This window comes from Apilactobacillus micheneri, assembly GCF_002993975.1.
GTDB lineage: Bacteria > Bacillota > Bacilli > Lactobacillales > Lactobacillaceae > Apilactobacillus > Apilactobacillus micheneri.
The window spans coordinates 340,900-366,857 of record NZ_POSO01000003.1 but is presented as its reverse complement, the minus strand read 5'-3'; the positions used below and the strand labels follow the sequence as shown (position 1 = coordinate 366,857).

Sequence of the window (25,958 nt, the reverse complement as noted above, 5' to 3'; positions counted from 1 at the left end):
GTCGAGGACTTAACCAAGTAAGGTTGTTCTCTAAAAGAAATAATAATATCTAGTTTTGAAAGAACGAAGTTCTTTCAGATAAATAGTGTGGTGGCGATAGCTAGAAGGATACACCTGTTCCCATGCCGAACACAGCAGTTAAGCTTCTAAACGCCGAGAGTAGTTAGAGGATCGCCTCTTGCAAGGGTAGGAAGTTGCCGCGCTATATTATGGAGGATTAGCTCAGTTGGGAGAGCATCTGCCTTACAAGCAGGAGGTCACAGGTTCGAGCCCTGTATCCTCCATATATCGAGCCGTTAGCTCAGCTGGTAGAGCATCTGACTTTTAATCAGAGGGTCGGCAGTTCGAACCTGCCACGGCTCATAAAACTAAATAGTTTTTATTTATGCCGACTTAGCTCAGCTGGCAGAGCATCTGTCTTGTAAACAGGGGGTCGGAGGTTCGAATCCTCTAGTCGGCATTTATGCGGAAGTAGTTCAGTGGTAGAACATCACCTTGCCATGGTGGGGGTCGCGGGTTCGAATCCCGTCTTCCGCTTTGTCAATTCATTAATATGCCGGGGTGGCGGAATTGGCAGACGCACAGGACTTAAAATCCTGCGGTTAGTAATAACCGTACCGGTTCGATCCCGGTCCTCGGCATTTATATTGCACCCATAGCGCAACTGGATAGAGTGTCTGACTACGAATCAGAAGGTTGTAGGTTCGAGTCCTACTGGGTGCATATTTCGGGAAGTAGCTCAGCTTGGTAGAGCACCTGGTTTGGGACCAGGGGGTCGCAGGTTCGAATCCTGTCTTCCCGATTAGGGTCAAAGTGCTCTTGTTTTTAATTGTTTCGCGGTGTAGCTCAGCTGGCTAGAGCGTCCGGTTCATACCCGGGAGGTCGGGGGTTCGATCCCCTCCGCCGCGATTTAGGGCTTGGACCTTTAGCTCAGTTGGTTAGAGCAGACGGCTCATAACCGTCCGGTCGTAGGTTCGAGTCCTACAAGGTCCATATGATGGGTCTTTGATTTTATTATTTACATGGAGAATTACCCAAGTGGCTGAAGGGGGCGGTCTTGAAAACCGCTAGGTGGGTCAAACCACGCGAGAGTTCGAATCTCTCATTCTCCTTATTATCGCGGGATAGAGCAGTCTGGTAGCTCGTCGGGCTCATAACCCGGAGGTCGTTGGTTCAAATCCATCTCCCGCAATTATGGTTCGTTGGTCTAGTTGGTTTAGGACGCCTGCCTGTCACGCAGGAGGTCACGAGTTCGAGTCTCGTACGAACCGCTTTAATATGGCTCGGTAGCTCAGTTGGTAGAGCAACGGATTGAAGCTCCGTGTGTCGGCAGTTCGATTCTGTCCCGCGCCATTTATTCAAATATTATTATGCGGGTATAGTTTAGTGGTAAAACCATAGCCTTCCAAGCTATTGTCGCGAGTTCGATTCTCGTTACCCGCTTTTGTAATGGGCCTATAGCTCAGTTGGTTGAGAGCGCACGCCTGATAAGCGTGAGGTCGATGGTTCGAGTCCATTTAGGCCCATTTTGGAGAAGTACTCAAGTGGCTGAAGAGGCGCCCCTGCTAAGGGTGTAGGTCGGTTTTCCGGCGCGAGAGTTCGAATCTCTCCTTCTCCGTTGCGACCCGTTGGTCAAGTGGTTTAAGACACTGCCCTTTCACGGCAGTAACATGGGTTCGAATCCCGTACGGGTCATCATTTATATTATCGCGGGATAGAGCAGTCTGGTAGCTCGTCGGGCTCATAACCCGGAGGTCGTTGGTTCAAATCCATCTCCCGCAATTATGGTTCGTTGGTCTAGTTGGTTTAGGACGCCTGCCTGTCACGCAGGAGGTCACGAGTTCGAGTCTCGTACGAACCGTATTTATAAAAGATCATCCTTATGGATAATCTTTTTTTGTTTTAAATTTTTTAGACCCGTTGGTCAAGTGGTTTAAGACACTGCCCTTTCACGGCAGTAACATGGGTTCGAATCCCGTACGGGTCATTTATTTATATGGAGAATTACCCAAGTGGCTGAAGGGGGCGGTCTTGAAAACCGCTAGGTGGGTCAAACCACGCGAGAGTTCGAATCTCTCATTCTCCTTAATAAAAAAGAGTAGATACATATTTATATGTACCTACTCTTTTTTGTAACTCAGTGATATGTTACTTAAATCTTTTATATTACATTTATTAAACCATTTACTGAAGTCTGAAGAATTATTCCATTCAGTCATAATTATCAATTGCTTTTTACCCGAAACTTCTTGTAAAAGTTTAACTGAATTGATATTTAAGTTTATATTATTACTTAATTCCTTTAGTTTTGAATTAAATATTTTTTCGTTGTTTTTATCTAAATTAAAATAAAGATAATTAATAAAATTACTTATATTATTAGTTCCTTTTTGGAAAATAATTATATATTTAATTGTATTATGAAATATTGAGGGTTTATTACTCTCATCTATTATTTGATATTGACCATAAGTATTCATTGATTTAAAAATTGATAATCTTCTATCAGGGTGATTATTAGATATTTGTTCAAGAATATTTTTACTGCCAAAAGTTACTTTTATGTTATTTGTCATTATTTGCTCCTAGTTGTTAAATGTTTTACAAACTACATTTATATATTTACACTAAAAGTATATTTAAACAAGTAAGAGGAGTTAAAATATGAAGATTAGAATATTAGGATATTATGGTGGATATCCATACGATGGAGTTGGAACTAGTGGTTATTTAGTTCAAAGTGGAAATTTTAATTTATTGTTAGATTGTGGCAGTGGCGTTTTATTAGAACTAGAAAAATACTTGGATCCTTTACAATTAGATGCAGTTTTATTATCACATTATCATCATGATCATAAAGCTGATGTTGGGGTTTTAGAATATTATTGGCAATTGCATTCTGAAAATAGAAAAGAAAATACTCTTCCGATTTATGGAAATATAGATGACAAAATAAATTTTGATGGACTTACTTGGAATGATGACACAAAAGGTATTCCATATCATGAAAATGATACATTAAATTTAGGACCATTTTTAATTGAATTTATGAAAACTCAACATCCAGTTTCTGCTTATGCGGTTAAAATTATTGAGAAAAGCACTAATAAAATATTTGTCTTTACTGCTGATACAAAATACTTTGATGGTTTAATTAATTTTTGTAAGAATGCTGATTTATTAATTACTGATACTAATTTTTATAAAAATAAGCAAGGAACTAAATGGCATATGACTTCTGAAGAATCTGGATATTTAGCCAAGCAATCTAATGCTAAAAATGTTATCATTAGTCATCTACCACAATATGGTAGCCTTAATCAGTTATTATATGAAACAAGAGCTGAAGCTGGTTCTAATATAAACGTAAAGATTGCTAAGTTAGGGTTACAATTTAATATTTAAGTTAATATTGTTTACTTATAGTAACAATATGATATAAAATTTATATGTAGAAGAGGTGTGCCTAATTATGGAAATGCAACGTATAAATGAAGATACAATCAAAGTTATGATAAGTAATGACGAATTATCTGAACGTGGAGTTGATGTATTATCTTTACTTGGTGATGAAGATCGTATTGAGTCTTTTTTGTATGGAATCTTAGAAGAAATTGATGCTGACAAAGAATTTAAAGATACTTCTGCTGTTACATTTCAGGTAGTTCCTAATAAATCTGGATTGGAAATGTTTATCAAAAACAATCATTTAAGTGAAAATGATATTGATAAAAATAATTTATCCAGTGGTAAAATTAGCAAAGAAAAACTTTCTGAAATTACTGATAAAGATAATAAGTTTGAAGATCCTTCTTTAGAAGGTATAAGTAATAATATCAAAAACAAAATTGACGAATTTAGTAAACTATCATTAACCGATGAAAGTAAAAATAATATATTAAATTATTTAAAAACACTAAAAAACAAGGTTGATGAATTAGAAGGTAAGAATGAAAATCATATGGTCAACAGTTCTATATCTCAATTAGTTAATGCTGCAAAAGGTATGGATAAAAATAGTAAGCCATCTAATCATATGGTTAATAATATTGTCCTTAAATTGAATTCATTTGATGATTTGGTTAGTTTATCTAAAGCTTTAAATAATAATATGCCAGAAACATATTTATACAAATATGAAGGTAGTTATTATTTATATATGTCGTTACCAGAAGGGTATAACGAAGACGATGCTCTTGTTTTTCAAAGAGATGTTGCGGTAGCACTGGAATATTCATCAAAGAGTAATATTTCTTTATCTAATTTGGAAGATAATGGTAAATTAATGATTTCAATTAGTGCATTACAAACAATAAAAAAATACTTTGCATAATTTAAAGCCAGTAGATTTTTCTGCTGGCTTTTTGCGTATATAAAATAATAGGGCGATAAAAATATTAACAGCAATTTATAATAATCAATTAGTTTTAGCTATTAATTCATCTAAAAACAAAAAATATCTTTGTCCAATATGTAAATCAGTAGTTATTTTAAAAAGAGGTACTGAAAAGATCAGTCATTTTGCTCACTCTAAAAATAACGATTGTCCCAATCTTGGTGAACATGAAACGGATGAACATTTAACTGGAAAAATAAATTTATTTAAATTTATTAATAATAACAGCACGAAAATTGAATGTTTTATTACTAAAATTAATCAAAAGCCAGATCTCATTAATAATAAAATAGCATTTGAGTTTCAATGTAGTCCCATAACTAAAAAAAGACTTCTTGAAAGAATTAATGGCTATAAAAGTTTAGGAATACATTCATTATGGATACTAGGACAAAATTATAGAAAAAATTTAGTAGTAAAAACACTACTAAATTTTTTATTATTCTTTTAACATTGGTTTTTATATTTTATTCTTGCACAATAGTGGTTATGTAGAAATTAGATACAATTGTTTAGAAATAAATGGAATAATCAATTATCAATCTAAAATGATATATTCATTCAAAGAACTTTTATCTTTTATAAAAAGTAGACAAGCTTTATTGCAATACAATAATAATCTAAGACAAATCAATTATTTATTAAGAAATTTTAGAAAAAATATGATATTAGGAAACAAAACAATTCTTAATCTTCAAAATGATTTTTATTTAAAAGGTCATAATATTGATGGAGCTCCATTAGTATGTAACGAAAAGTATTTTTCTTACCCAATTTTTGATAATAAATTCTTTTTATGGAAAATTATTTGTTTAAATAACATTGAAGATGGAATTAATTCGGAATATTTATTCAAAACTTTGTTTAAGTTTACATTTCCTTTAATAGAAAATATAAATATTTTTTATAAACATGAATTTAAAACTTTTATTAATATTCTGGTTAATGAAAATATTATTAAAATTGAAAGCAATATTATTCATTTATTAAAAGATCCCATATGGTTTAAAGATTATTTAGACAGAGAAAATATTCAAAATAAAAAAGACCTTTAAAATTTAAATAAAAAGGTCTTTACTTAACTATATGAAATCCAGAATTTTTGACTGATTTTTTTTGAGATTTTTTCATCATATCTTTTAAACTATCTTTTGTTAAATCTTGATTGCAACAAGCGTTAAATAGTCCAGAATAGCAAACATTACTGGTTAAAACACCACTATTTGGTTTATTACAATTAAATATAACAGCAGACGCGGGTTTTTTAATTTTCATGTTTTTAACAATCTTTTGATCTTCTTCCACAGTATTTTTAGCAAGACTAGATCTACGATCTTCTTCAAACATTGGTATATCTAAATTATGTTCTTTAGCTGTTTCTAATGACAAACTGTCTGTATATTTTATACCTTGATCTAAGATTTTATTTTGCATATCCATGAAAAATGATTTTCCATTTTTCATACCTTGGAATAATGCTGCTTTATAATCTAAAACTACATCATGATATAAATTATACAATTCATTTGAAGATAATACTTTTTTTATTTTATTATTCGAATGACAAAAATCAGTTTGGATTACTTTTAGGTTATATATAGGAATGAATTGAATCTTAAATTTTGAATCAATATCTTTTGATAACTTTAAGACAGTTTTTTCTGACTTTTCGCATTCTTTGCATAAAGGATCTACAAAAAGAAATATTTCAAACAAAATTTTACCTCCCTCAAATAATCAAAACATCTTTACAAATATATACAACACTTAGCATACCAAATTATTTACTAATTACAATAATTTTGCTTTTATGTATATAAATTTTTTACTTATATTAAATTATGGTAAAATAATTCAATGAATGGCTTAAATAGAGGAGGTTTTCCTAGTGGTAAAAAATTGGGAACATTTTTTATTTCCTTATGAACAAGCAGTAGGGGAACTTAAAATAAAATTACGAGGAATAAGAAAAGAATTCTTGCAATTTGGTAAAAGAAGTCCAGTAGAGTTTGTTACTGGTCGTGTTAAGCCTGTATCAAGTATTAAAGAAAAAATGAATCGAAGATATATATCTGAAGATCGCTTATCTCAAGACATGGAAGATATTGCCGGTTTAAGGATAATGTGTCCTTTTGTTGAAGATATTTACCAAGTAGTAGATATTCTGCGTAAAAGAACAGATATAAATATTTTAGAAGAACGTGACTATGTTAATAAAGAAAAATCTAGTGGTTATCGTTCATATCATATTGTCTTTGAATATCCAGTTGAAATGTCAACTGGAGAACATAAGATATTATCGGAAATTCAAGTCAGAACTTTAGCTATGAACTTCTGGGCAACGGTTGAACATTCTTTAAATTATAAATATAATGGTGTTTTTCCAGAAGAATTAAAAAAACGTCTACAGGAATCAGCCGAAACTGCATTTAAATTAGATGAAGGTATGTCAGAAATTCGCGATGAACTAATTGAAAAACAATCTGAAAACCACAAAAATAATAGGGATGATTAATAATGAGAGTTTCAATATATAGTAATGATGGTTCAACTTCTAATGAAGTTGCAAGTCAACTAAAAGAGAAAATTGATAATTCCTCAAAATTACAATACGATGGACTAAATCCTCAAATTGTAATATCTGTTGGTGGTGATGGTACATTATTATCTGCATTTCATCATTATAATGATTCAATTAATAATATTAGATTTGTTGGAATTCATACTGGGCATTTAGGATTTTATACCGATTGGAGAGACTATGAAGTTCAACAATTGGTAGATAGTTTAGAAAATGATAATGGTCAAAGTGTTAGTTATCCACTATTGTCTATAAATATAAATTATAAAGATGGTGGGCCATCTGATAGTATGGTTGCCTTAAATGAATCAACGCTTAAAAGAATAAATGGAACTATGGTTACTGACATAAATATTAAAAATGAATTTTTTGAGAAATTTAGAGGTGACGGATTATGTGTTGCTACTCCAACTGGATCTACGGCATATAATAAGTCAGTAGGTGGAGCAATTATTAGTCCTGAATTTGATGCTGTTCAAGTTTCTGAAATGGCTTCTATAAATAATAGGGTTTTTAGGACTTTAGGTTCTCCAATTATTATTCCTCCCGATGAATGGATCACAATTATTCCTGATAATCCATATCATAATATTTTGACTTGTGATCAATTGGTAGTTCAAAATAGACCAATTCAATCTATTACTTATTCTATTTCAAATGATCGAATTTATTTTGCTCAATATCGACATACTCATTTTTGGAAAAGAGTAAGCAATTCATTTATTGGGGTACATGATAATGACTAAATTTAATTGGGTGAACCATAACATTGAACCAATAAGGTTAAGAACTTTTCTTGGGTCTAAAGGTGTCACTAGAACATTACTAAAACAAGTTAAGTTTCACGGTGGGATGATGTTTGTAAACAATAGTGAAAGATACGCTAATTTCATGTTAAAAAATAATGACAAAATTAAATTAATTTTGCCTCCTGAAATTAGTGGTGATTACTTTAATGTTTCTAATTTACCCATAGACATTATTTATGAAGATGAACATTTTTTGGTAGTGAATAAGCCAGCAGGGGTACCGTCAATTCCTTCAAGAATTTACACTGATGATACATTAGTTAATCGTGTTAAGGGGTATTTTCAAAGAAAACAATATGAAAATCAAAAAATACATATTGTTAATCGATTGGACATGGATACTAGTGGCCTAGTCATTTTTGCAAAGCATCATTTTGCACACTCAGTATTAGATAAACAATTTAAAGATGACAGTATTCAAAAATATTATATTGCTATTGTACAGGGTAATATTTACTCTAAACATGTTGATATTAATTTACCTATTGGTAGACAAAATGATTCATTTGTTAAACGAACCATTAGTGATGGTGGAAAGATGTCTAGGACAGAATTTTGGGTTAATAAAAGGATAAATGGTTTAAGTGTGCTTAAAGTTAAATTACATACAGGAAGGACTCATCAAATTAGAGTTCACTGTAAAGCAATTGGTCACCCTTTAATTGGTGATTGGCTATATAATCCTGATAATCACATTATGAATAGACAAGCTTTACACTGCTATAAAACCATTTTTTATAATCCGTTTGTTGATAAATATGTTGAGTGTAATGCACCATTACCAGAAGATATGAAAAAAATTATTAAATAAAAGCTCCTTTATAAAGGAGCTTTTATTGTTGTCTATATTAAAATTTTGCTTATATGATATACTATAATATTGAATAGAAGGAGATTTAATTATGAAAAAAATAGAAATTGCTAAGCAATTTTTATCAGACAATATTAATTTATTTAAATGCCCTGCATGTGGTAAAGGTTATAAAAAAATCAATGATTTTTCTATTGTTTGTCCTAATAACCATTCTATGGATATATCTAAAAAAGGAACTTTATATTTTATCAATCATAAAGTTAACACTGAATATGATAAGAAAATGTTAGTTTCTAGAAGAAAATTGATTAATGCAGGATTATTTGATGGTATTATCAATAAAATATCTGATTTAATACCTAGTGGGAAACAAACCATTTTAGATATTGGTAGTGGTGAGGGAACTCCTATAAAAAAACTTGAGGAAAATAGAAACAATGAAGATAGTGCAATTGGTTTTGATATATCAAAACCAGGGGTTAATTTATCAACTAGTGAATTAAGCAAAAATTTATTTTATTGTGTTGCTGATTTAGCACAATTACCATTTAATGATAAAAGTATTTCAGTTGTTATGGATATGTTTTCTCCATCTTCTTATGAAGAATTTAATCGAATTATCAAAAAAGATGGTCACTTAATAAAAGTGATTCCTAATTCTAATTATTTAATTGAGTTGAGAAGAAAATTGTATAAAGATGATCATAAAAAGCAAGATTATGATAATACTAAAGTTTTAGATTTATTTATGGAACACTATCCTAATGCTGTTAAACATAATGTTAAATATACTTTTGCTTTGCCTAAAAGTATTAGACAAGATATGATTTTAATGACACCTATGCATTGGGGTAAAAATGCTATTAATTTAGAAACAGATGAAATAGAGAATTTAAATTCAATTACAGTTGATGTAACAATATTAGATAATAAATTTTAATATAGGAGATAGTATAAATGACTAATCATATTGTTTTATTTGAACCACTTATGCCTGCTAATACAGGTAATATTGCCAGAACTTGTGCAGGAACTGATACCACTTTAGATTTAATCAAACCACTCGGATTCTCTGTTGATGATAAACACTTAAAAAGAGCTGGATTAGACTATTGGAATAAAGTTAATATTAATTATCATGAAAGCTTACCTGAATTTATGGAGACATTAGGTGATAAGGATAAATTACACTTAGTTTCAAAATTTGCTAGTAAAGATTATACTGATTGTGATTATTCAGACGATAATTATAATAATTACTTTATGTTTGGCAAAGAAACTACAGGTTTACCTGAACCATTTATGCGAAAAAATAGTGATAAAGCTATTCGTATACCTCAAGACGACACTCATATTAGAGCTCTTAATTTGTCTAATACTTGTGCAATCGTTATTTATGAAGCACTTAGACAACAAGATTTTCCAAATTTAGAAAGAAGTCATGAATATGAACATGACAAATTAAAATAAATAATTTAAAGGAGTAATATATTTGGCTAGAAAACGAAAAAATAATTCACATACAAAAAGATCAAATAAAAATTTATTCTCAATTGATAAAAAATATAATAATTATTTATTTGGCTTATTTATGATATTTATTAGTTTATTTAGCTACTTACAATTAGGATTTTTAGGTATTACTATTAATAACTTTTTTCGTTTCTTTGTAGGTGACAGTGTTGTTATTTTTTATTTAATTACTTTAATTACTGGCATCATATTTTTAATAAAAGGAAACAATCTTAGTCTAAATAAGAGAGTTATATCAGGCGTGATTGTTACATATTTAGGTATATTAATGTTTTTATCTGCACTTTATTTTTCTGGATATAATAACAGCGATTTTATTAGACAAACATTGAATATAATTTCTAACGACTTTATAGGAATGAAATCTAATAGTTCTGTTGGTGGTGGAATCATTGGAGCTTCCTTATTGACGATTTTTAACTTTTTAGTTTCTATTCTAGGATCTGAAATTATTTCTATTATCATGATAATTATTGGTGGTTTGATTTCATTTAACGTATCAATGAATCAAATATTTGATAAATTTCAAAAGCATTCAGAAAAATTATCAGAAAAAATAGGTGAATCTTCACAAAAAATAGGTAAAAAGGTTCATGATATAAATAATAAAAAACAAGTTAAAGAAGATACTGATGATAAAAATTTAAAGCCAGATAATAAGACTCCTAAGCCTAAATTATCTGGTTGGATGGATTCATCAAAGAAAGATACAAAATCTGTATCCAAAAAAGAAAATATTGAAGAACCAAGTGATGATCTTAAAGACAATGATAAAGATTACAAATTAGCTAGTGAATATAATAATGATAATAAAAAATCTGAAAAAGTTTCTGATGTTATTAATAAACAAAAAGATAATTTTGATGATCCTATTATAGAAAATAATAGTGAAACTAACGACGAAGAATATGATTTACCATCGTCTAATCTATTATCTGAAATTAAACAAACTGATCAATCTGACGAATATAAGGCCATCGATAAAAATACTGTTATATTGAAAAAAACGCTTAATAGTTTTGGCGTTGATGCAGAGATAAAGAATGTTAGTTTAGGACCATCGGTAACTGAATATGAACTTCATCCTGCAATTGGTGTAAAAGTTAGTAAAATTGTTAATTTGGCTGATGATTTGGCATTGGCCCTTGCCGCTAAAGATATTAGAATTGAAGCGCCTATTCCTGGAAAATCTTTGATAGGAATTGAAGTTCCTAATAAAAATGTTTCAACAGTGTCTTTTAAAGATGTTGTAGATTCTCAAGATAAAAATCATAGTTTACTGAGTGTTCCTTTAGGAAGAAATGTTAATGGGGATGTTATATCTACTGATTTAACTAAGCTACCGCACCTATTAATTGCAGGATCTACTGGGAGTGGTAAATCTGTTGCTATTAATGGAATTATTACTAGCATCTTATTAAATGCTAAGCCTAGCGAAGTTAAAATGATGCTTATTGATCCTAAAAAAGTTGAACTAGGTGTATACAATGGGATTCCTCATTTATTAACACCAGTTGTTTCTGAACCCAAAAAAGCAGCAAGATCATTGAATAAAGTTGTTACTGAAATGGAAAATAGATATGATTTATTTGCTAAAAATAATCAAAGAAAAATAAGTAGTTATAACAAATATGTTAAAAAATTAAATAAAGAAGATGGTGGAGACCGTCAAACATTACCATACATTGTGGTAGTAGTTGATGAATTGGCTGATTTGATGATGACTGTTTCTAATGAAGTGGAAAGTGCAATCATTAGATTAGCTCAAATGGGGCGTGCTGCTGGTATTCATATGATATTAGCTACTCAACGTCCCTCAGTAGATGTTATTACTGGTTTAATTAAATCTAATGTGCCATCTAGGATAGCGTTTGCTGTTTCTAGTGGTGTTGATTCAAGAACTATTATTGATACAAATGGTGCTGAAAAGCTACTTGGACGTGGTGATATGTTATATCTACCTGTGGACAAAAACAAACCAGTTCGTATTCAAGGGGCTTTCATTTCAGATGATGATGTTGAAAATGTTGTTGATTATATAAAAGAACAGCAAACTGCAGATTATGATGATTCAATGATGGTTTCTGATGAAGATATTAAAAAAGAAGAAGAGGTTGAAGATCAAGATGAATTATTTGGTGATGCTTTAAAATTTGTTATTCATGAGCAAAAAGCAAGTACTTCATTATTACAACGTAATTTTAGAATTGGCTATAATAGAGCTGCTAGGATTATAGATGATTTAGAACAACGTGGTTATATTGGACCTCAAGAGGGCAGCAAGCCACGACAAGTTTATAAGCAATCAAATGATGATTCTGATTAAATAAAAAATGGAACCATTATAATGGTTCCATTTTTTATTTATTAAATTTTTATTGTAGCACTGTGTATAATGAACCTAGAACTAATCCACCTAAAGTGGAAATAATCATGATCCAAACGAAAATCATTGTAATGATTTGAAATCTAGATTTTTTCTTTTTAGCCATTAATTGCACCACTTTCTTAAAATATATATTATCAAGTTTACATTTGATATCTTTATATTGCAAATTCAATTAATAATATGAGAGGAGTTGAATATAATCGGTCCTTTTAAGTTTTTAGCATTAATATTATTTCAATCAATCTTAATTTTTATAATATCCCTAGTTTTTAATGCAATTAAAAAATCCCTTGGTAAACATTTTCCAGCCAATTTTAATTCAAGTGATTTATTTCCCTTTATTTTTGGATTATATATATATCAAATATCCTTGGATAAACATTCAATTTCTTGTTTACCACAAGTATTAATGTTTTGGCTAATTTTAGGTATCATATTTGGAATATTTTATTTAATTAGATTTCAGGAAGCTAGTATATTAAAATATTATAAAATATTCTGGAAAATGGGTATTATATACATGTTTGTTGCTTGGATTGGCACAATTATTTTTTACGGATATCAAATCTTATAAAAGTCATCTTTTTTTAGATGGCTTTTTTATTATAATTAATAGTGATATTGTGGTGGAACAAAGTCTTTTTGAGTGTTAAAATCTAATTAAGTAAACTTTATATTATATATAAACAAAATATTAACAATAAAAAATTTTATTAAAGAATAAAGAGGTGAGTTATATGGTTAAATTTAATCACGAAACGGTACTACTTAACGAGACAGTGGATGGATTAGATATTAATCCAAATGGTGTTTATGTTGACTGTACATTAGGCGGCGGTGGACATAGCCGTAAAATTTTAGAAAAATTAGATAAAGGCCACTTGTATTCATTTGATCAAGATCAAGTTGCGATTGACTATAACAAAGAAAATTTAAAAGAATACATAGACGATGGTAAATTATCATTTATTAGGGATAATTTTAAAAATATTACTAAGGATTTAAATGAATTAGGAATCTATTCTGTTGATGGAATCATTTATGATTTGGGTGTTTCATCACCTCAATTTGACGATGCGAGTCGTGGCTTTAGTTATCAACATAATGCTCGATTAGACATGCGGATGGATCAAAGAAATTCATTAGATGCTTGGCAGATAGTTAATGAATGGCCATATAATAAATTAGTCAAAATTTTCTTTAGATATGGTGAAGAAAAGTTTTCAAAACAAGTTGCTAGAGCTATTGAAAGCAATCGTGAAAGACATAGTATTGATACTACTGAAGAATTAGTAGAAATTATTAAGCAAGGAATTCCTGCTGCTGCTAGAAGACATGGTGGACATCCTGCTAAAAAGGTTTTCCAGGCATTAAGAATTGCTGTTAACGATGAGCTTGGTTCATTGGAAAGTTCATTAGAAGATGCAATTAAACTGATTGGATTTAATGGAAGAATATGTGTTATTACTTTTCAATCACTTGAGGATAGATTAGTTAAAAATATGTTTAAAGAACAGACTACTATTATGGATTTACCACATAACTTACCTATCATTCCACCAGAAATGGAACCAGATTATAAACTAGTTAGTAGAAAACCTATTTTACCTAGTGATGAAGAGCTTAAAGAAAATCATCGTTCGCATAGTGCTAGACTAAGAATAATACAAAGGATAAGTAAATAATATAGAAAAGAGTAATTGGGATGTCACAAAATAATTTAGCCAGAAAGAAATATAATAATTTTTATAATGGTAATACCAATAAAAAGAAAAATATTAATAGCACAGAAAAAATTAGTCTTTCTTTGTCTAAATTTGAAAAGGTGCTTTTGGTTACCGGAAGTGTAATTTTATTTACATTGATGTTATGTTTAGTTGGTGAAAAAATAAGTTTAAGTAACCATTCGACTAGTTTGCAATCAGTAGAAAATTCTTTAAATAAGGTTAACTCTGATAATAACTATTTAAAGCAAGAAATTGGGGAATTAGAAAGTGGTAATAGGCTTCAATCTGTTGCTAAAAAAGCCAATCTTTCTTTGTCTAATAAAAATGTAAGGAATGTAAACAAATGAGTAAGAAATTGAATAACAATCCTAAATTAAAAAAACGCCAAAGAAATCGTAGCCATATAGGACAATTTTTATTATTGCTATGTATGGGCGTTTTTTGTGTATTGGTCTAAGATTTTCTTATATAGCTGTTTTTAAAAATGTTCAAGGAGTTAATCTAAGTCAGCTAGCCAGAAATCTTTATACTCAAAGTAGTGTTATTCCAGCTAAACGTGGGACTATTTATGATGCTAATGGTCAACCTCTAGCTGAAGACACAAGTACATATACTTTGTACGCTGTTTTAGATAAGCATCAGATTGATACGGCTAATAATAATAAGCCTATGTATGTTACCGACAAAAAGAAATTTGCCAAAACGATTTCATCAATTATACCTATTTCCTATAAGAATGCATACAAAGCTCTAACACCAAAAAATAATACTTTTCAAGTAGAGTTTGGAAGTGCTGGTTCAAATATATCGCTTATTACTAAGCAAAAATTAGAAGCACATAAGTTGAATGGAATGGGCTTTATTCAACAACCATCTAGAATATATCCTAATGGAGAATTTGCTTCTCACATTATAGGATATGCATCTTCTGAGACTAATAAAATTGGAAATACTAGCCTTATTGGACAAATGGGGATTGAAAAAATATATAATAATCTTTTAACTGGTAAAGATGGCTTTAGTCAAGAACAATTAAGTAATTCTGGAGTTGAGATTCCAGATAAGAATAATAAAAACAAAAAAGTAAAAAATGGTGATGATGTTTATACTACTTTAGATTATAGACTTCAATCATTATTAGAAACTGAAATGAATAGTGTTTATAAGCAAGCACACCCTTCAACGATGAATGCCGTACTTGCTAATGCTAAAACTGGTAATATATTAGCAGCTACGCAAAGACCTACATTTAATGCAACAACCAAACAAGGGTTAGATAAAATTTGGAGAAATACTTTGGTTCAAGATTCTTATGAACCAGGATCAACTATGAAAGTATTTACAATGGCATCTTCTATTGATAGTGGAAATTATAATGGAAATGCTACTTATGCATCTGGTAAATATTTCATTGATGGAAAGTTAGTACCTGATTGGAACACTAATGGTTGGGGAGTTATTAATTTTGATAAAGGATTTGCTCTATCTAGTAACGTTGCTATGGCTCATTTGGAACAAAATATGGGACCAAAAACATGGCGTAAATATATGGACAGATTTAAATTCTTCCAATCATCTAAAACTGGTTTTCCCGGAGAAGAAACTGGTGGTTTACAATTCCAATATCCAATTGAGCAGGCTAATACTGCCTTTGGGCAAGGAATTCAAGTGAACGCTTTACAAATGATTCGTGGACTAACATCGATTGCCAATGATGGTAAAATGTTACAACCTAGATTTATATCTAAAATTGTAAATCCAAAAAATAAGAAGACCATCAAATCTTTTGCTCCGGAAGTTGTTGGCAATCCAATTAAAGCAGATACTTCTAAAAAAGTTATAAAACATATGGAAGATGTTGTTTATAAACCATATGGAATTGGTGCTGATTATAAAATTCCAGGATATAAAATTGCTGCTAAGACTGGTACTGCTCAAGTTAGTGATGGTAAAGCAGGTTATGCTTCTGGAGATGATAGCTATCTATATTCAGTTGCAGGGATTGCCCCAGCTGATAATCCAAAATATATTTTATATCTAACTATGAAACAACCTAAATTACCAGCAGGTAAAACTGCTTCTCAATTGATGTCACAAATATTTAATCCAGTTATGCGTTTAGCACTTGAAGAAAATGTTAATTCAAATGAAGAAAATAATATTGAAATACCAGATCTTCATAATGTAAGTACAGATGCAGCCAAAGCTAAACTAAATAAAACAGGTGTTAAATATATCTTGATTGGTAATGGTGACAAAATATTGGATCAGTCTGTTGATTCAAATGAAAAAATAAATAAAAATCGTCTTGTCATTTTGCAAACTAATGGTGATAAAAAAATGGCTAATCTAAAGGGTTGGTCTAGGTATGACGTTGCAACTTATTGTAGGATGGCTGGCATATCAGTTGATTTAGATGGTGATGGATATGCATATCAACAAAGTATTTTACCAAATAGTTCAATCTATGATATGTCTAAATTAAGCGTCAAATTTAAATAGAAATGGAATGTATTTTATATTATGATAAACATTTTTTTACCAGCTATTTTAAGCTTTTTAATAACATTAATATTTATGCCAAGTTTGATTAGTTATTTTCGAAGTAAACATGAAGGTCAAATGATCAGAGAAGAAGGACCTAGATGGCATGAAAAAAAATCAGGAACTCCTACAATGGGTGGTTTACTTTTTATTATTGCAATTATTATTGCAAGCATCGTTAATGGAATATTCATGCATAATTTGAATCCAACAATTTTAATTCTACTTTTTATATTATTTCTATATGGCCTGTTAGGTATGTGGGATGATAGTATAAAATTATTCAGAAGACAAAATGAAGGACTAAAGGCTTGGCAAAAATTGTTAGGCCAAATTGTTGGTGGAGTTATATTTACATGGGTATATTCTCAAAATTTTCCTATGGCTTTAAGAATACCTTTTTATGGTGATATTAACATGGGCTGGTTTTATGTAATTTTTGTTATTTTTTATTTAACCGGTTTTTCTAATGCTGTTAATTTAGCAGATGGGTTAGATGGATTAGTTGCAGGATTATCGATAATTTCTTTTGCAGCATATGGAGTAATTGCATATTTTCAAAGCCAAATTGATGTTGCTATTTTCTGTTTTGCAGTTGTTGGTGGTTTGCTAGCATTTTTAATTTTTAATCATAAGCCAGCAAAAATATTTATGGGCGATATGGGATCATTAGCCCTAGGAGGTTCACTAGCTGCTGTATCAATTCTTTTACATCATGAATTATCATTGATTTGGATTGGGTTAGTTTTTGTTGTTGAAACTTTAAGTGTAATGATTCAAGTTACTTCATTTAAATTAACTGGTAAAAGGGTATTTTTAATGTCCCCAATTCATCATCATTTTGAAATGTTAGGATGGTCTGAATGGAAGATTGATATTACTTTTTGGTTAGTTGCATTATTTACAGCAATTACTGGAATAATGTTTATTATTTAAAATATTAATGATTGAAAGGGCTTTTGGTTATGAAAAAAATAAGCAAGTATGAAAATAAAAATGTATTAGTGTTAGGTGCTGGAAAGAGTGGAACTAACGCTGCAAAATTATTAGTAAAATTAGGTGCTAAAGTTTTATTAAGTGATTCAAAGCCCTTAGATCAAATTACTGATAAAAATGAACTAGAAAAAATCGGTGTTGATGTTATTGGTGGTAAACAATCTGTTCAATTATTTAAAGATAATCAGTTTGATTTAGTTGTGAAAAATCCAGGAATACCATATGATACGCCCGTAGTTGAAAAAGCTAAAGAATTAGGGTTACCCATTATTGTTGAAGTAGAATTAGCCAGCGAAATCAATTCTGCAGAATTGATTGGTGTAACTGGTAGTAATGGAAAAACTACTACAACCACTATGATTAGTAAGATGCTGAATATGGAAAGGGATAATGGAAAATCACATGTTGCTGGTAATATTGGCATTCCGGCTAGTACTGTTACCGAAAAAGCATCTAAAGATGATGATGTAGTAATGGAATTGTCTAGTTTTATGCTTTTAGGAATTACGGAATTGCATCCACATATTGCAGTTTTAACTAATATTTTTTCTAATCATTTAGACTATCATAAAACTCGTAAAAATTATGTAGAAGCTAAGATGCGTATTACTATGAATCAAAATAGTGATGACTTTTTTGTAGTTAATTTTGACAGTGAAGAATGGAGAAAACTAAGCGAACGCAGTAAAGCCCAAGTAGTTCCATTTTCTAGAAAAGGTATTTCACAAGCTGGTTCTTATGAAAAAGACGGCAAATTATATTTTAAAGATGAATATATTATGGATGCTAATGAAATCAAAATTCCAGGAGAACAAAATGTTGAAAATGCTTTAGCTGCAATTGCGGTTGCTAAAATTAAACACCGTTCTAACGATGCGATTAAACATGTTTTAACAACATTTGGTGGTGTTAGGCACCGTGTTCAATACGTTCTAACTTCTGATGGTAGAAAAGTATACAATGATTCTAAAGCAACTGACATTGAAGCAACTCAAATGGCCTTGCGTGGTTTTAATGAACCAGTTGTTTTACTAGCAGGTGGATTAGATCGTGGATATAAGTTCGATAAATTAGTTCCAGATCTAAAAAAACATGTTCATTCAATTGTTTTATTTGGTGAAACTAAACATCTGCTAGAAGATGCAGCTAAAAAAGCGGGAATTAAGAATATTAAATTGGTTGATAATTTAGACGAGGCAGTGCCTTTTGCATATAAATTTAGTCATCCTGGTGATATTGTTTTACTTTCACCTGCTAATGCGAGTTGGGATCAATTTTCTACTTTTGAAGTTCGTGGAGACCAATTTATTAAAGATATTGAAAAAATAACAGGAAAGAAGGAAGAACAATGAGATTAATTGTTTCTGGTGGAGGAACCGGAGGGCATATTTATCCAGCCTTGGCTCTGATTGAAGAAGTAATTAAAAAGGAACCAGACTCCAAAATCCTTTATGTTGGGTCTACTAGGGGACTTGAGAAAGATATTGTTCCTAAAAAAGGAATTGATTTTAAAGAACTAGAAATTCAAGGATTTAAAAGATCAATATCTTTATATAATTTTAAGACAGTTGCCCTTTTCTTAAAAAGTGTTCATAAATCTAAAAAAATCATTAAAGATTTTAAACCAGACGTAGTTATCGGTACGGGTGGATATGTATCCGGAGCTGTTGTATATGCAGCTGCTAAACTTCATGTGCCTTCAATGATTCATGAACAGAACAGTGTAGTTGGGCTAACTAATCGTTTCTTAAGTAAATATGTTGATAAAATTGCGGTAGGATTTGAAGACGCCATTAAACAGTTTCCTAAAGATAAAACTACATATACTGGTAATCCAAGAGCACAACAAGTCGCTAATATTAAAAGTGATTTTAATTGGTCTGAATATGGACTTAAAAATGATGTTCCAACAGTATTGATTTTTGGAGGTAGTCAAGGTGCTTTAAAAATCAATCAAGTTGTGTCTAATTCAATCAATCAATTTAATAAACGTAGCTACCAAGTTGTATTCGTTACCGGAGCTAAAAGATATGATTCTGTGATGGAGACACTTTCTAATGTAAAACTTTCTAGTAATATTATTATCAAAAAATATATTTCTGATATGCCTAACGTATTACCTAAGGTTGATTTAATTGTTGGTAGAGCAGGGGCTACTAGTCTTGCTGAAATTACTTCATTAGGAATTCCATCTATTCTTATTCCCAGTCCATATGTCACTGCAGATCATCAAACTAAAAATGCACTTAGTTTAGTGAAAAATGATGCGGCACTTATTATTACCGAAAATGATTTATCTACTAACACATTGATGAAAAATATTGATTTTGTTATGCATGATAAGGATAAGCGAGATGAAATGGCTAATAATTCTAGAAATATGGGATGTAGAGATTCATCAAGTAGATTATTCAATTTAGCTAAGTCAATTATTAAATAAGAGGAAATAATTTTATGAAGGACTTTTTACAGAATTACTTTAATAAAATAAAAAATTCTATTCTAAACTTTTTTAAAAATAGTTCATTTAAGAGTCGTATGGTTAAATTATATAAATATGTTATTGATAAATTTAAAATTAACTCTAAAAGCTTTGAAAAAATAAATGGTGGTAAGTTTAAACAAAATTTAAAAAAATCTTTGTTATTATTTTTACCATTATTATTTTTTATCTTGATTCTTTCATATTTCATATCACCATTAAGCAAGATTGATTCAATTACAATTAATGGGAATGGTTATATTTCAAAATCTCATATATCAAGTAAAATGAATATTGAAAAAGGTGACAGTGTTTTTAAAGTAATAGGACATCGGAAAAATTTAACAAAATACATTTTAAGTGAAGATCATAGAATAAAATCGATATCATTTTCTCTTACTTCTTTTAATAAATTAGTTGTTAATGTTAATCCATATAAGCAAATTGGATATGAAACAAGAAAATCTGGTCAATATTTGATTTTAGAAAATGGTAGTGTTTCTAATAATCCGGTTAATAATCCTAATGATAATAAATATCCTTACATCGTTAACTTTGATAATCGTGAAAATTTAAATACAATTATTGATAAATATTTAAAACTTCCTAAAGATATACGTGATAATATAAGAGTTATATCTTATTCACCAACAAAGATTTATCCAGATGAATTACATGTGTATATGAGAGATGGTAATAAGATAATAATATTATTAAGTAATTTCAGTTATAAAATGCAATTTTATCGTTCAATAGCAACTAAATTGAAATCTAGAAGTATTATTAATATGGAAGTTGGGGCATATTCATATCCTATAAAAAAGTAGGATAATTGTATTCTTTAGTGTTAAAAAATAATGTGTTAAAATTAATTTATAATTAATAGGTAAAAAAACGTTTTTCTAATAAAAAAATTTTAATGGGGGTTCCCTTAGACAATGAATTCGGAAATGTATGTTGGATTAGACATCGGAACTACATCAATAAAGGTGATTGTTGCTGAAAATGTTAAGGGACAGATGAACGTTTTAGGTTTGGGAAACGAACGTTCTGATGGAATTGACAGAGGAATAATTGTTGATATTGATAAGGCTTCTGAATCTATTAGAAGAGCTGTAGACCAGGCAGAAGAAAAATCTGGTATCCAGATTAATGACGTAATAGTTGGTATTCCTGCTAATCAATTGAAAATTGAACCATGCAGTGGAATGGTAGCTATTTCAGATCAATCTAGAGAAATTTCAAATGCAGATGTTAAAAATGTTACAGTTTCTGCTATGATTAAAAATCTACCACCTGAAAGAGAAATTGTGGATACTTTACCTGATGAATTTGTTGTTGATGGTTTTGATGGTATTAAAGATCCAAGAGGTATGGTAGGTGTAAGACTTGAAATGAAGGGCCGTATTATTACAGGGCCTAAAACTATTATCCATAATATCAGAAAATCAGTTATTCAAGCTGGCTTAAACCCTTCTTCAATTATTAATAGTCCCTTAGCACAAGGAAAAACAATTCTTGATGATGGGGAACAAGACTTTGGTACAATCTTAATTGATATGGGTGGTGGACAAACTACTGCTTCTATCATTCATGATCATCAGCTTAAATTTACGACTGTTGATAGTGAAGGTGGAGAATATATTACCAAAGATATTTCAGTTGTGCTTAATACTTCAGTTGAAAGTTCAGAAAAAGTAAAAAGAGATTATGGCTTTGCTGATGCACTTGAAGCATCTGAAAGTAATGAATTTCCAATTGAAGTTGTTGGTCAAAGTCAGCCATTAAAACTTTCTGAAAAGTATTTGGCAGAAATTATACAAGCTAGAATTGATCAAATATTTAATCGCATTGCTAAAAGTTTAAGTGGTATTTCTGCTCTAGATTTACCTGGAGGCATTGTTTTAACTGGTGGTGTTGCTGCATTGCCAGGCATTTCAGAACTAGCAGCTGATCGCTTTAATTCTAATGTTAGAGTGTATATCCCTAATCAAATGGGATTAAGGCACCCTTCCTTTTCATTACCTTTGTCCTTAGTGACTTATCGTGCTAACATGAGTGAAATACAAGTATTAGTGCGTTCTTCACTAGAAGGAAAGATTGTTAGCGAAGATAGTAATGATGTTGAAGATGATAGTTTTATTCAAAATGATGTTTCAGATGATGACATGCAATCTGATGAAGTTTATGATAAAAATAAAAATGCTGATAGTAAAAATAAAAAAGGTATTATGTCTAAATTCAAAAGTGGTGCTAAAAATAAATGGCGTGGCTTTTACAAAGACTTTTTTGAATAAATAAAAAAGGATTAAACGGAGGAATTTTACATGGAATTTTCATTAGATTCTACAGAAGATCGTGGAGCAAAGATTAAAGTAATTGGTGTAGGTGGCGGTGGAAGTAATGCCGTTAACCGTATGATTGCTGAGGATGTTAAAGGTGTAGAGTTTATTGTTGCCAATACCGATGTGCAAGCTCTAAGTACATCTCAAGCTGAAACTAAAATTCAATTAGGGCCTAAATTGACTAGAGGTCTTGGTGCAGGTTCTGACCCAGAAGTTGGTACTAAAGCAGCTGAAGAAAGTGAAGAAGCTATTGCTCAAGCACTTGAAGGATCAGATATGGTTTTTGTTACAGCTGGAATGGGTGGAGGTACTGGTAATGGTGCTGCCCCAATTGTTGCAAAAATTGCAAAAGATTCAGGAGCTTTAACTGTTGGAGTTGTTACAAGACCATTTACTTTTGAAGGCCCTAAGAGATCTAAATATGCTGCTGAAGGTGTAGCTGCTTTAAAGGAAAATGTTGATACTCTAATTGTGATTGCAAATAATCGCTTACTAGAAATTGTTGATAAAAAGACACCAATGATGGAAGCTTTTCAAGAAGCAGATAATGTTCTAAGACAAGGTGTACAAGGTATTTCAGACTTAATTACTAGTCCTGGATATGTTAACTTGGATTTCGCTGATGTTAAAACTGTTATGCAAAATAAAGGTTCTGCATTAATGGGAATTGGTGCTGCTAATGGTGAAAATAGAACTGCTGAAGCAACCAAGAAAGCTATTTCTTCACCATTACTAGAAGTTTCAATTGATGGTGCAAAACAAGTACTATTGAATATTACTGGTGGACCAGATATGTCATTATTTGAAGCACAAGATGCTTCTGATATTGTATCTCAAGCAGCAACTAGTGATGTCAATATTATTTTTGGTACATCAATTGATGAAGACTTAGGTGATGAAATTAGAGTTACTGTTATTGCTACTGGTATCGAAACCACACCAGAAGAATTAATGGGGAATAAGAGTAATGTAAGACAATCCTCATCTAATAATAGTCGTGTTATGGATCAACCTGGAAAAGTTGTAAGTCCAAGAAGACACAAAGAATCTGATCATAATGATACTAATCATAAAGATGGCGGAGAACCGGTAAATTCAAAACCTAATAATAATCGATTTGCTAATGTTAAAAAACAAGAATTTGATCCATTTGATGCTAACAATTCTTCAGATAATCAAAGTGATGATAGTTCAGCAGATGATGATTTACCACCATTCTTTAAATTCCGCCACAAGAAAGACTAATCTTTATGTTTACATTTCTTGAAAGGAATGAATTAAATGACATCTAAATTTAGTTTTAGTAAATTTTTTGGAACTGATGACGAGGATTTATCTAATCCTAATGATCAGGAAATGACTTCTAATCAAAAGATAGTTTCAATCAGTGATAATAAAAAAGGTGATAGCAAAATTGCTGTATTTGAACCTAGAATTTACACTGATGTTAAAACTATTGCTAAAAAACTTATTGATAATTCTGCGGTTATTATTAATTTTGATAGTGCAGACGATAAAACTACTAAAAGAATCATAGACTTTTTAAATGGTGTTATTTTTACTATTGATGGCAGAATTGAAAGAATTTCTGAAATGGTGTTCTTGTTTTCACCACATAGTTATGCTGTAGATGGTGAATTTAAAAAAAAGATAAATCGCAGATTAAATTAAAATTATTTGATTGAGGGATTTGATTAATTAAATGAACTCTAATGTTAAACAACATTTTAGAAAAGAAGAACTTCCATTTGTGGAATCATGTGATGATTTAGCAAATGAAGCTATTAATCAGTATCGACCAATTTTGACAAAGTTTTTAAATCCTAGAGAAATATATATATTAACTACTATTGTTAATTGTTATAATGATTTAGAGATTACTAGTTTTGGTGGTTATAGAACTTCTGAAATGAAGAGAGCAGTTATATATCCTGAATATTTTTCTCCTAACTATGATGATTTTAATATCGTGGCCTATCAAATAATATATCCAATTAAGTTTTCTAAGCTAAAGCATAGTAAAATTTTAGGGACACTTATGGGTGCAGGAATTGAACGATCTACAATTGGTGATATCTTAACAGATGGTGAAAATTGGCAATTCTTATGTACCAAGGAAATTTCTGATTACTTAAAAATGACTATTGATAAAATTGGCAAAACTAAAGTTTCTATTAAACAAGTTAATTTTTCTGATATTATAGTTCCGGAAGATGAATGGAAAGATAGGTCTCTTACTTTATCTTCTTTTAGAATAGATAATGTTATTGCTAGTTCTTTTAATATTTCAAGGAATGATGCTAAAACACTTGTTAGCCATAAACGTGTTCATTTAAATTGGACGCTTTATGATCATCCTGATAATGAAATTTCTGTAAATGATGTTATATCTGTTAGACGATATGGTAGGATAAAATTAAAAGGTCAAAATGGAGAAACAAAAAAGGGTAAAAAGAGAGCGCTTGTTTCAATATTAAGAAAATGATTTGGAGGAATTGATAAAATGGTACTTAGCCCACAAGATATTCATAATAAAGAATTTTCAGTTAAAATGAGAGGCTATAATATTGATGAAGTTAATGATTATTTAGATAGGATTATTAAAGACTATCAATTAACTTTGGAGGATAATGAATCATTAAAGAAAAAATTGTCTTCAGCTAATGAACAATTAGAACATTTTAATGGGATGAAAGATTCATTAAATCAATCAATTATTGTTGCACAAAATGCTGCCGATAACTTGAAAAGCAATGCTGAAAAAGATTCCAAGGAAATATATCAAACTTCTCATAAAAAAGCTGATAAAATTTTGGATGATGCTAGTGATAAGGCTGACCTAATTATTAAAAATGCTTCAGATCGAGCAAAATCTTTATTAACAGTTAATGATGATTTGCATAAGAGTACTGCTCAATTTAAACAAAAAATTCAAAATTTATTAAATAGTCAAATTGAATTATTAAATAACGATAAATGGGATCAAGTAATTAATTCTTCAGATGATAATTATGATAACGTTTTGAAAAAAGTAAATGAACTTGACAATAGTAAATCTGCAGGCGTAAAATCAGTAAATAATGATGAATCAAATGATAAAAACATCGAAGTATTTTATCCAGATGGTTCTTCTAAAATAATTAAATAGCTAATTAAGTTAGAGAACAGAAAGTTTATATTGAAACAAAAGCGAGCTAATGTATGGTGTGAGGTTAGTTGTTAATCAATATATTACAGATCATCTCTTTGTTATACTTAAAATTAATCAAGATAGAATTATTATTCTAAAATTGGGTGGTACCACGGAAGATTTCGTCCCTTGTGATGAAGTCTTCTTTTTTT

The 25,958-nt window shown here is 30.3% G+C and carries 26 protein-coding genes, 21 tRNA genes and 1 rRNA gene; 45 read left to right on the top strand and 3 right to left on the bottom strand.

Annotated elements, in window-relative coordinates:
• Window positions 1–86: 86 nt before the first annotated feature.
• From rrf to C7N41_RS05875, 22 genes are all read left to right on the top strand, one after another.
• Window positions 87–203: ribosomal RNA gene (rrf, locus tag C7N41_RS05980) — 5S ribosomal RNA — on the top strand.
• Window positions 204–211: 8 nt separating this feature from the next.
• A tRNA-Val gene (locus C7N41_RS05975) sits at window positions 212–284 on the top strand.
• A gap of 6 nt (window positions 285–290) precedes the next feature.
• A tRNA-Lys gene (locus C7N41_RS05970) sits at window positions 291–363 on the top strand.
• Between the two features lie 24 nt (window positions 364–387).
• A tRNA-Thr gene (locus C7N41_RS05965) sits at window positions 388–460 on the top strand.
• A 5-nt stretch (window positions 461–465) separates the two neighbouring features.
• A tRNA-Gly gene (locus C7N41_RS05960) sits at window positions 466–537 on the top strand.
• 18 nt (window positions 538–555) lie between these two features.
• A tRNA-Leu gene (locus C7N41_RS05955) sits at window positions 556–641 on the top strand.
• Window positions 642–649: 8 nt separating this feature from the next.
• A tRNA-Arg gene (locus tag C7N41_RS05950) sits at window positions 650–723 on the top strand.
• Window positions 724–728: 5 nt separating this feature from the next.
• Window positions 729–802: transfer RNA gene (locus C7N41_RS05945), tRNA-Pro, on the top strand.
• Window positions 803–835: 33 nt separating this feature from the next.
• A tRNA-Met gene (locus tag C7N41_RS05940) sits at window positions 836–909 on the top strand.
• A 10-nt stretch (window positions 910–919) separates the two neighbouring features.
• Window positions 920–993 (top strand) — tRNA-Ile (locus C7N41_RS05935).
• Window positions 994–1,024: 31 nt separating this feature from the next.
• A tRNA-Ser gene (locus C7N41_RS05930) sits at window positions 1,025–1,112 on the top strand.
• A 6-nt stretch (window positions 1,113–1,118) separates the two neighbouring features.
• Window positions 1,119–1,192 (top strand) — tRNA-Met (locus C7N41_RS05925).
• A 4-nt stretch (window positions 1,193–1,196) separates the two neighbouring features.
• Window positions 1,197–1,271: transfer RNA gene (locus C7N41_RS05920), tRNA-Asp, on the top strand.
• A gap of 9 nt (window positions 1,272–1,280) precedes the next feature.
• Window positions 1,281–1,353: transfer RNA gene (locus C7N41_RS05915), tRNA-Phe, on the top strand.
• A gap of 19 nt (window positions 1,354–1,372) precedes the next feature.
• Window positions 1,373–1,443: transfer RNA gene (locus C7N41_RS05910), tRNA-Gly, on the top strand.
• Between the two features lie 8 nt (window positions 1,444–1,451).
• Window positions 1,452–1,526, top strand: a tRNA-Ile gene (locus tag C7N41_RS05905).
• Between the two features lie 4 nt (window positions 1,527–1,530).
• A tRNA-Ser gene (locus C7N41_RS05900) sits at window positions 1,531–1,618 on the top strand.
• 4 nt (window positions 1,619–1,622) lie between these two features.
• A tRNA-Glu gene (locus C7N41_RS05895) sits at window positions 1,623–1,695 on the top strand.
• Between the two features lie 13 nt (window positions 1,696–1,708).
• A tRNA-Met gene (locus tag C7N41_RS05890) sits at window positions 1,709–1,782 on the top strand.
• Between the two features lie 4 nt (window positions 1,783–1,786).
• Window positions 1,787–1,861 (top strand) — tRNA-Asp (locus tag C7N41_RS05885).
• 53 nt (window positions 1,862–1,914) lie between these two features.
• Window positions 1,915–1,987, top strand: a tRNA-Glu gene (locus tag C7N41_RS05880).
• Between the two features lie 11 nt (window positions 1,988–1,998).
• Window positions 1,999–2,086, top strand: a tRNA-Ser gene (locus C7N41_RS05875).
• Between the two features lie 34 nt (window positions 2,087–2,120).
• Here C7N41_RS05875 and C7N41_RS05870 read toward each other — a convergent pair.
• Window positions 2,121–2,576: a hypothetical protein gene (locus C7N41_RS05870; protein WP_105964783.1), complete on the bottom strand. Its 456-nt coding sequence runs from the start codon at window positions 2,574–2,576 to the stop codon at window positions 2,121–2,123.
• Between the two features lie 88 nt (window positions 2,577–2,664).
• On the opposite strand from C7N41_RS05870, the gene C7N41_RS05865 reads away from it, so the two are divergent.
• From C7N41_RS05865 to C7N41_RS05850, 4 genes are all read left to right on the top strand, one after another.
• On the top strand, window positions 2,665–3,405 hold the full coding sequence (locus C7N41_RS05865; RefSeq protein WP_105964782.1) for an MBL fold metallo-hydrolase: 741 nt from the start codon (window positions 2,665–2,667) through the stop codon (window positions 3,403–3,405).
• A 67-nt stretch (window positions 3,406–3,472) separates the two neighbouring features.
• A complete protein-coding gene (locus C7N41_RS05860; RefSeq protein ID WP_105964781.1) occupies window positions 3,473–4,333 on the top strand; it encodes an adaptor protein MecA in 861 nt (286 codons plus the stop codon).
• 55 nt (window positions 4,334–4,388) lie between these two features.
• Complete coding sequence (locus tag C7N41_RS07975; protein WP_105964791.1) at window positions 4,389–4,847, top strand: competence protein CoiA; 459 nt, start codon at window positions 4,389–4,391, stop codon at window positions 4,845–4,847.
• A 151-nt stretch (window positions 4,848–4,998) separates the two neighbouring features.
• A complete protein-coding gene (locus tag C7N41_RS05850) occupies window positions 4,999–5,451 on the top strand; it encodes a hypothetical protein (RefSeq protein WP_105964780.1) in 453 nt (150 codons plus the stop codon).
• A 19-nt stretch (window positions 5,452–5,470) separates the two neighbouring features.
• Here C7N41_RS05850 and C7N41_RS05845 read toward each other — a convergent pair whose 3' ends face one another.
• On the bottom strand, window positions 5,471–6,112 hold the full coding sequence (locus tag C7N41_RS05845) for a DsbA family protein (RefSeq protein ID WP_157944979.1): 642 nt from the start codon (window positions 6,110–6,112) through the stop codon (window positions 5,471–5,473).
• A gap of 172 nt (window positions 6,113–6,284) precedes the next feature.
• On the opposite strand from C7N41_RS05845, the gene C7N41_RS05840 reads away from it, so the two are divergent.
• The 6 genes from C7N41_RS05840 to C7N41_RS05815 all read left to right on the top strand — a co-directional run bounded on the left by C7N41_RS05840 (window position 6,285) and on the right by C7N41_RS05815 (window position 12,459).
• Window positions 6,285–6,911, top strand: a complete 627-nt coding sequence (locus C7N41_RS05840; RefSeq protein WP_105964778.1) for a GTP pyrophosphokinase — start codon at window positions 6,285–6,287, stop codon at window positions 6,909–6,911.
• Between the two features lie 2 nt (window positions 6,912–6,913).
• Window positions 6,914–7,723, top strand: coding sequence for an NAD kinase (locus tag C7N41_RS05835; protein WP_105964777.1), 810 nt, complete (start codon window positions 6,914–6,916; stop codon window positions 7,721–7,723).
• Window positions 7,716–8,597 carry an RluA family pseudouridine synthase gene (locus C7N41_RS05830; RefSeq protein WP_105964776.1) on the top strand — a complete coding sequence of 294 codons (882 nt, stop codon included), beginning with the start codon at window positions 7,716–7,718 and terminating at the stop codon, window positions 8,595–8,597. The genes C7N41_RS05835 and C7N41_RS05830 overlap by 8 nt, the downstream gene beginning before the upstream one ends.
• Window positions 8,598–8,688: 91 nt before the next feature.
• Window positions 8,689–9,540, top strand: coding sequence for a methyltransferase domain-containing protein (locus tag C7N41_RS05825; RefSeq protein WP_105964775.1), 852 nt, complete (start codon window positions 8,689–8,691; stop codon window positions 9,538–9,540).
• A gap of 17 nt (window positions 9,541–9,557) precedes the next feature.
• Entirely contained in the window at window positions 9,558–10,070 is a 513-nt protein-coding gene (locus C7N41_RS05820) for a tRNA (cytidine(34)-2'-O)-methyltransferase (RefSeq protein ID WP_105964774.1), read from the top strand.
• Window positions 10,071–10,092: 22 nt separating this feature from the next.
• On the top strand, window positions 10,093–12,459 hold the full coding sequence (locus tag C7N41_RS05815; protein WP_404799012.1) for a DNA translocase FtsK: 2,367 nt from the start codon (window positions 10,093–10,095) through the stop codon (window positions 12,457–12,459).
• 49 nt (window positions 12,460–12,508) lie between these two features.
• On the opposite strand, the gene C7N41_RS05810 is transcribed toward C7N41_RS05815, so the two are convergent.
• Window positions 12,509–12,625 (bottom strand): DUF4044 domain-containing protein, encoded by a 117-nt coding sequence (locus C7N41_RS05810; RefSeq protein ID WP_105964773.1) that lies wholly within the window; start codon window positions 12,623–12,625, stop codon window positions 12,509–12,511.
• Window positions 12,626–12,712: 87 nt separating this feature from the next.
• On the opposite strand from C7N41_RS05810, the gene C7N41_RS07970 reads away from it, so the two are divergent.
• The 13 genes from C7N41_RS07970 to C7N41_RS05745 all read left to right on the top strand — a co-directional run bounded on the left by C7N41_RS07970 (window position 12,713) and on the right by C7N41_RS05745 (window position 25,764).
• A complete protein-coding gene (locus tag C7N41_RS07970; RefSeq protein ID WP_105964772.1) occupies window positions 12,713–13,096 on the top strand; it encodes a DUF3397 family protein in 384 nt (127 codons plus the stop codon).
• A 163-nt stretch (window positions 13,097–13,259) separates the two neighbouring features.
• On the top strand, window positions 13,260–14,207 hold the full coding sequence (rsmH, locus tag C7N41_RS05800; RefSeq protein ID WP_105964771.1) for a 16S rRNA (cytosine(1402)-N(4))-methyltransferase RsmH: 948 nt from the start codon (window positions 13,260–13,262) through the stop codon (window positions 14,205–14,207).
• A gap of 20 nt (window positions 14,208–14,227) precedes the next feature.
• A complete protein-coding gene (gene ftsL / locus C7N41_RS05795; RefSeq protein ID WP_105964770.1) occupies window positions 14,228–14,596 on the top strand; it encodes a cell division protein FtsL in 369 nt (122 codons plus the stop codon).
• 94 nt (window positions 14,597–14,690) lie between these two features.
• Entirely contained in the window at window positions 14,691–16,751 is a 2,061-nt protein-coding gene (locus tag C7N41_RS05790; RefSeq protein ID WP_225362877.1) for a penicillin-binding transpeptidase domain-containing protein, read from the top strand.
• 21 nt (window positions 16,752–16,772) lie between these two features.
• Window positions 16,773–17,729 carry a phospho-N-acetylmuramoyl-pentapeptide-transferase gene (gene mraY / locus C7N41_RS05785; protein WP_105964769.1) on the top strand — a complete coding sequence of 319 codons (957 nt, stop codon included), beginning with the start codon at window positions 16,773–16,775 and terminating at the stop codon, window positions 17,727–17,729.
• A gap of 29 nt (window positions 17,730–17,758) precedes the next feature.
• Window positions 17,759–19,141, top strand: coding sequence for a UDP-N-acetylmuramoyl-L-alanine--D-glutamate ligase (gene murD / locus C7N41_RS05780; protein WP_105964768.1), 1,383 nt, complete (start codon window positions 17,759–17,761; stop codon window positions 19,139–19,141).
• Window positions 19,138–20,229 carry an undecaprenyldiphospho-muramoylpentapeptide beta-N-acetylglucosaminyltransferase gene (gene murG / locus C7N41_RS05775; RefSeq protein WP_105964767.1) on the top strand — a complete coding sequence of 364 codons (1,092 nt, stop codon included), beginning with the start codon at window positions 19,138–19,140 and terminating at the stop codon, window positions 20,227–20,229. The genes murD and murG overlap by 4 nt, the downstream gene beginning before the upstream one ends.
• A 14-nt stretch (window positions 20,230–20,243) precedes the next feature.
• Window positions 20,244–21,098 carry a cell division protein FtsQ/DivIB gene (locus C7N41_RS05770; RefSeq protein WP_105964766.1) on the top strand — a complete coding sequence of 285 codons (855 nt, stop codon included), beginning with the start codon at window positions 20,244–20,246 and terminating at the stop codon, window positions 21,096–21,098.
• Window positions 21,099–21,209: 111 nt separating this feature from the next.
• Window positions 21,210–22,568 carry a cell division protein FtsA gene (ftsA, locus tag C7N41_RS05765; protein ID WP_105964765.1) on the top strand — a complete coding sequence of 453 codons (1,359 nt, stop codon included), beginning with the start codon at window positions 21,210–21,212 and terminating at the stop codon, window positions 22,566–22,568.
• Window positions 22,569–22,598: 30 nt separating this feature from the next.
• Window positions 22,599–23,861, top strand: coding sequence for a cell division protein FtsZ (gene ftsZ / locus C7N41_RS05760; RefSeq protein WP_105964764.1), 1,263 nt, complete (start codon window positions 22,599–22,601; stop codon window positions 23,859–23,861).
• A gap of 36 nt (window positions 23,862–23,897) precedes the next feature.
• Window positions 23,898–24,287, top strand: coding sequence for a cell division protein SepF (locus tag C7N41_RS05755; protein ID WP_105964763.1), 390 nt, complete (start codon window positions 23,898–23,900; stop codon window positions 24,285–24,287).
• Window positions 24,288–24,318: 31 nt separating this feature from the next.
• A complete protein-coding gene (locus C7N41_RS05750; RefSeq protein ID WP_105964762.1) occupies window positions 24,319–25,101 on the top strand; it encodes a YlmH family RNA-binding protein in 783 nt (260 codons plus the stop codon).
• An 18-nt stretch (window positions 25,102–25,119) separates the two neighbouring features.
• Window positions 25,120–25,764: a DivIVA domain-containing protein gene (locus tag C7N41_RS05745; protein ID WP_105964761.1), complete on the top strand. Its 645-nt coding sequence runs from the start codon at window positions 25,120–25,122 to the stop codon at window positions 25,762–25,764.
• Window positions 25,765–25,958 lie beyond the last annotated feature (194 nt).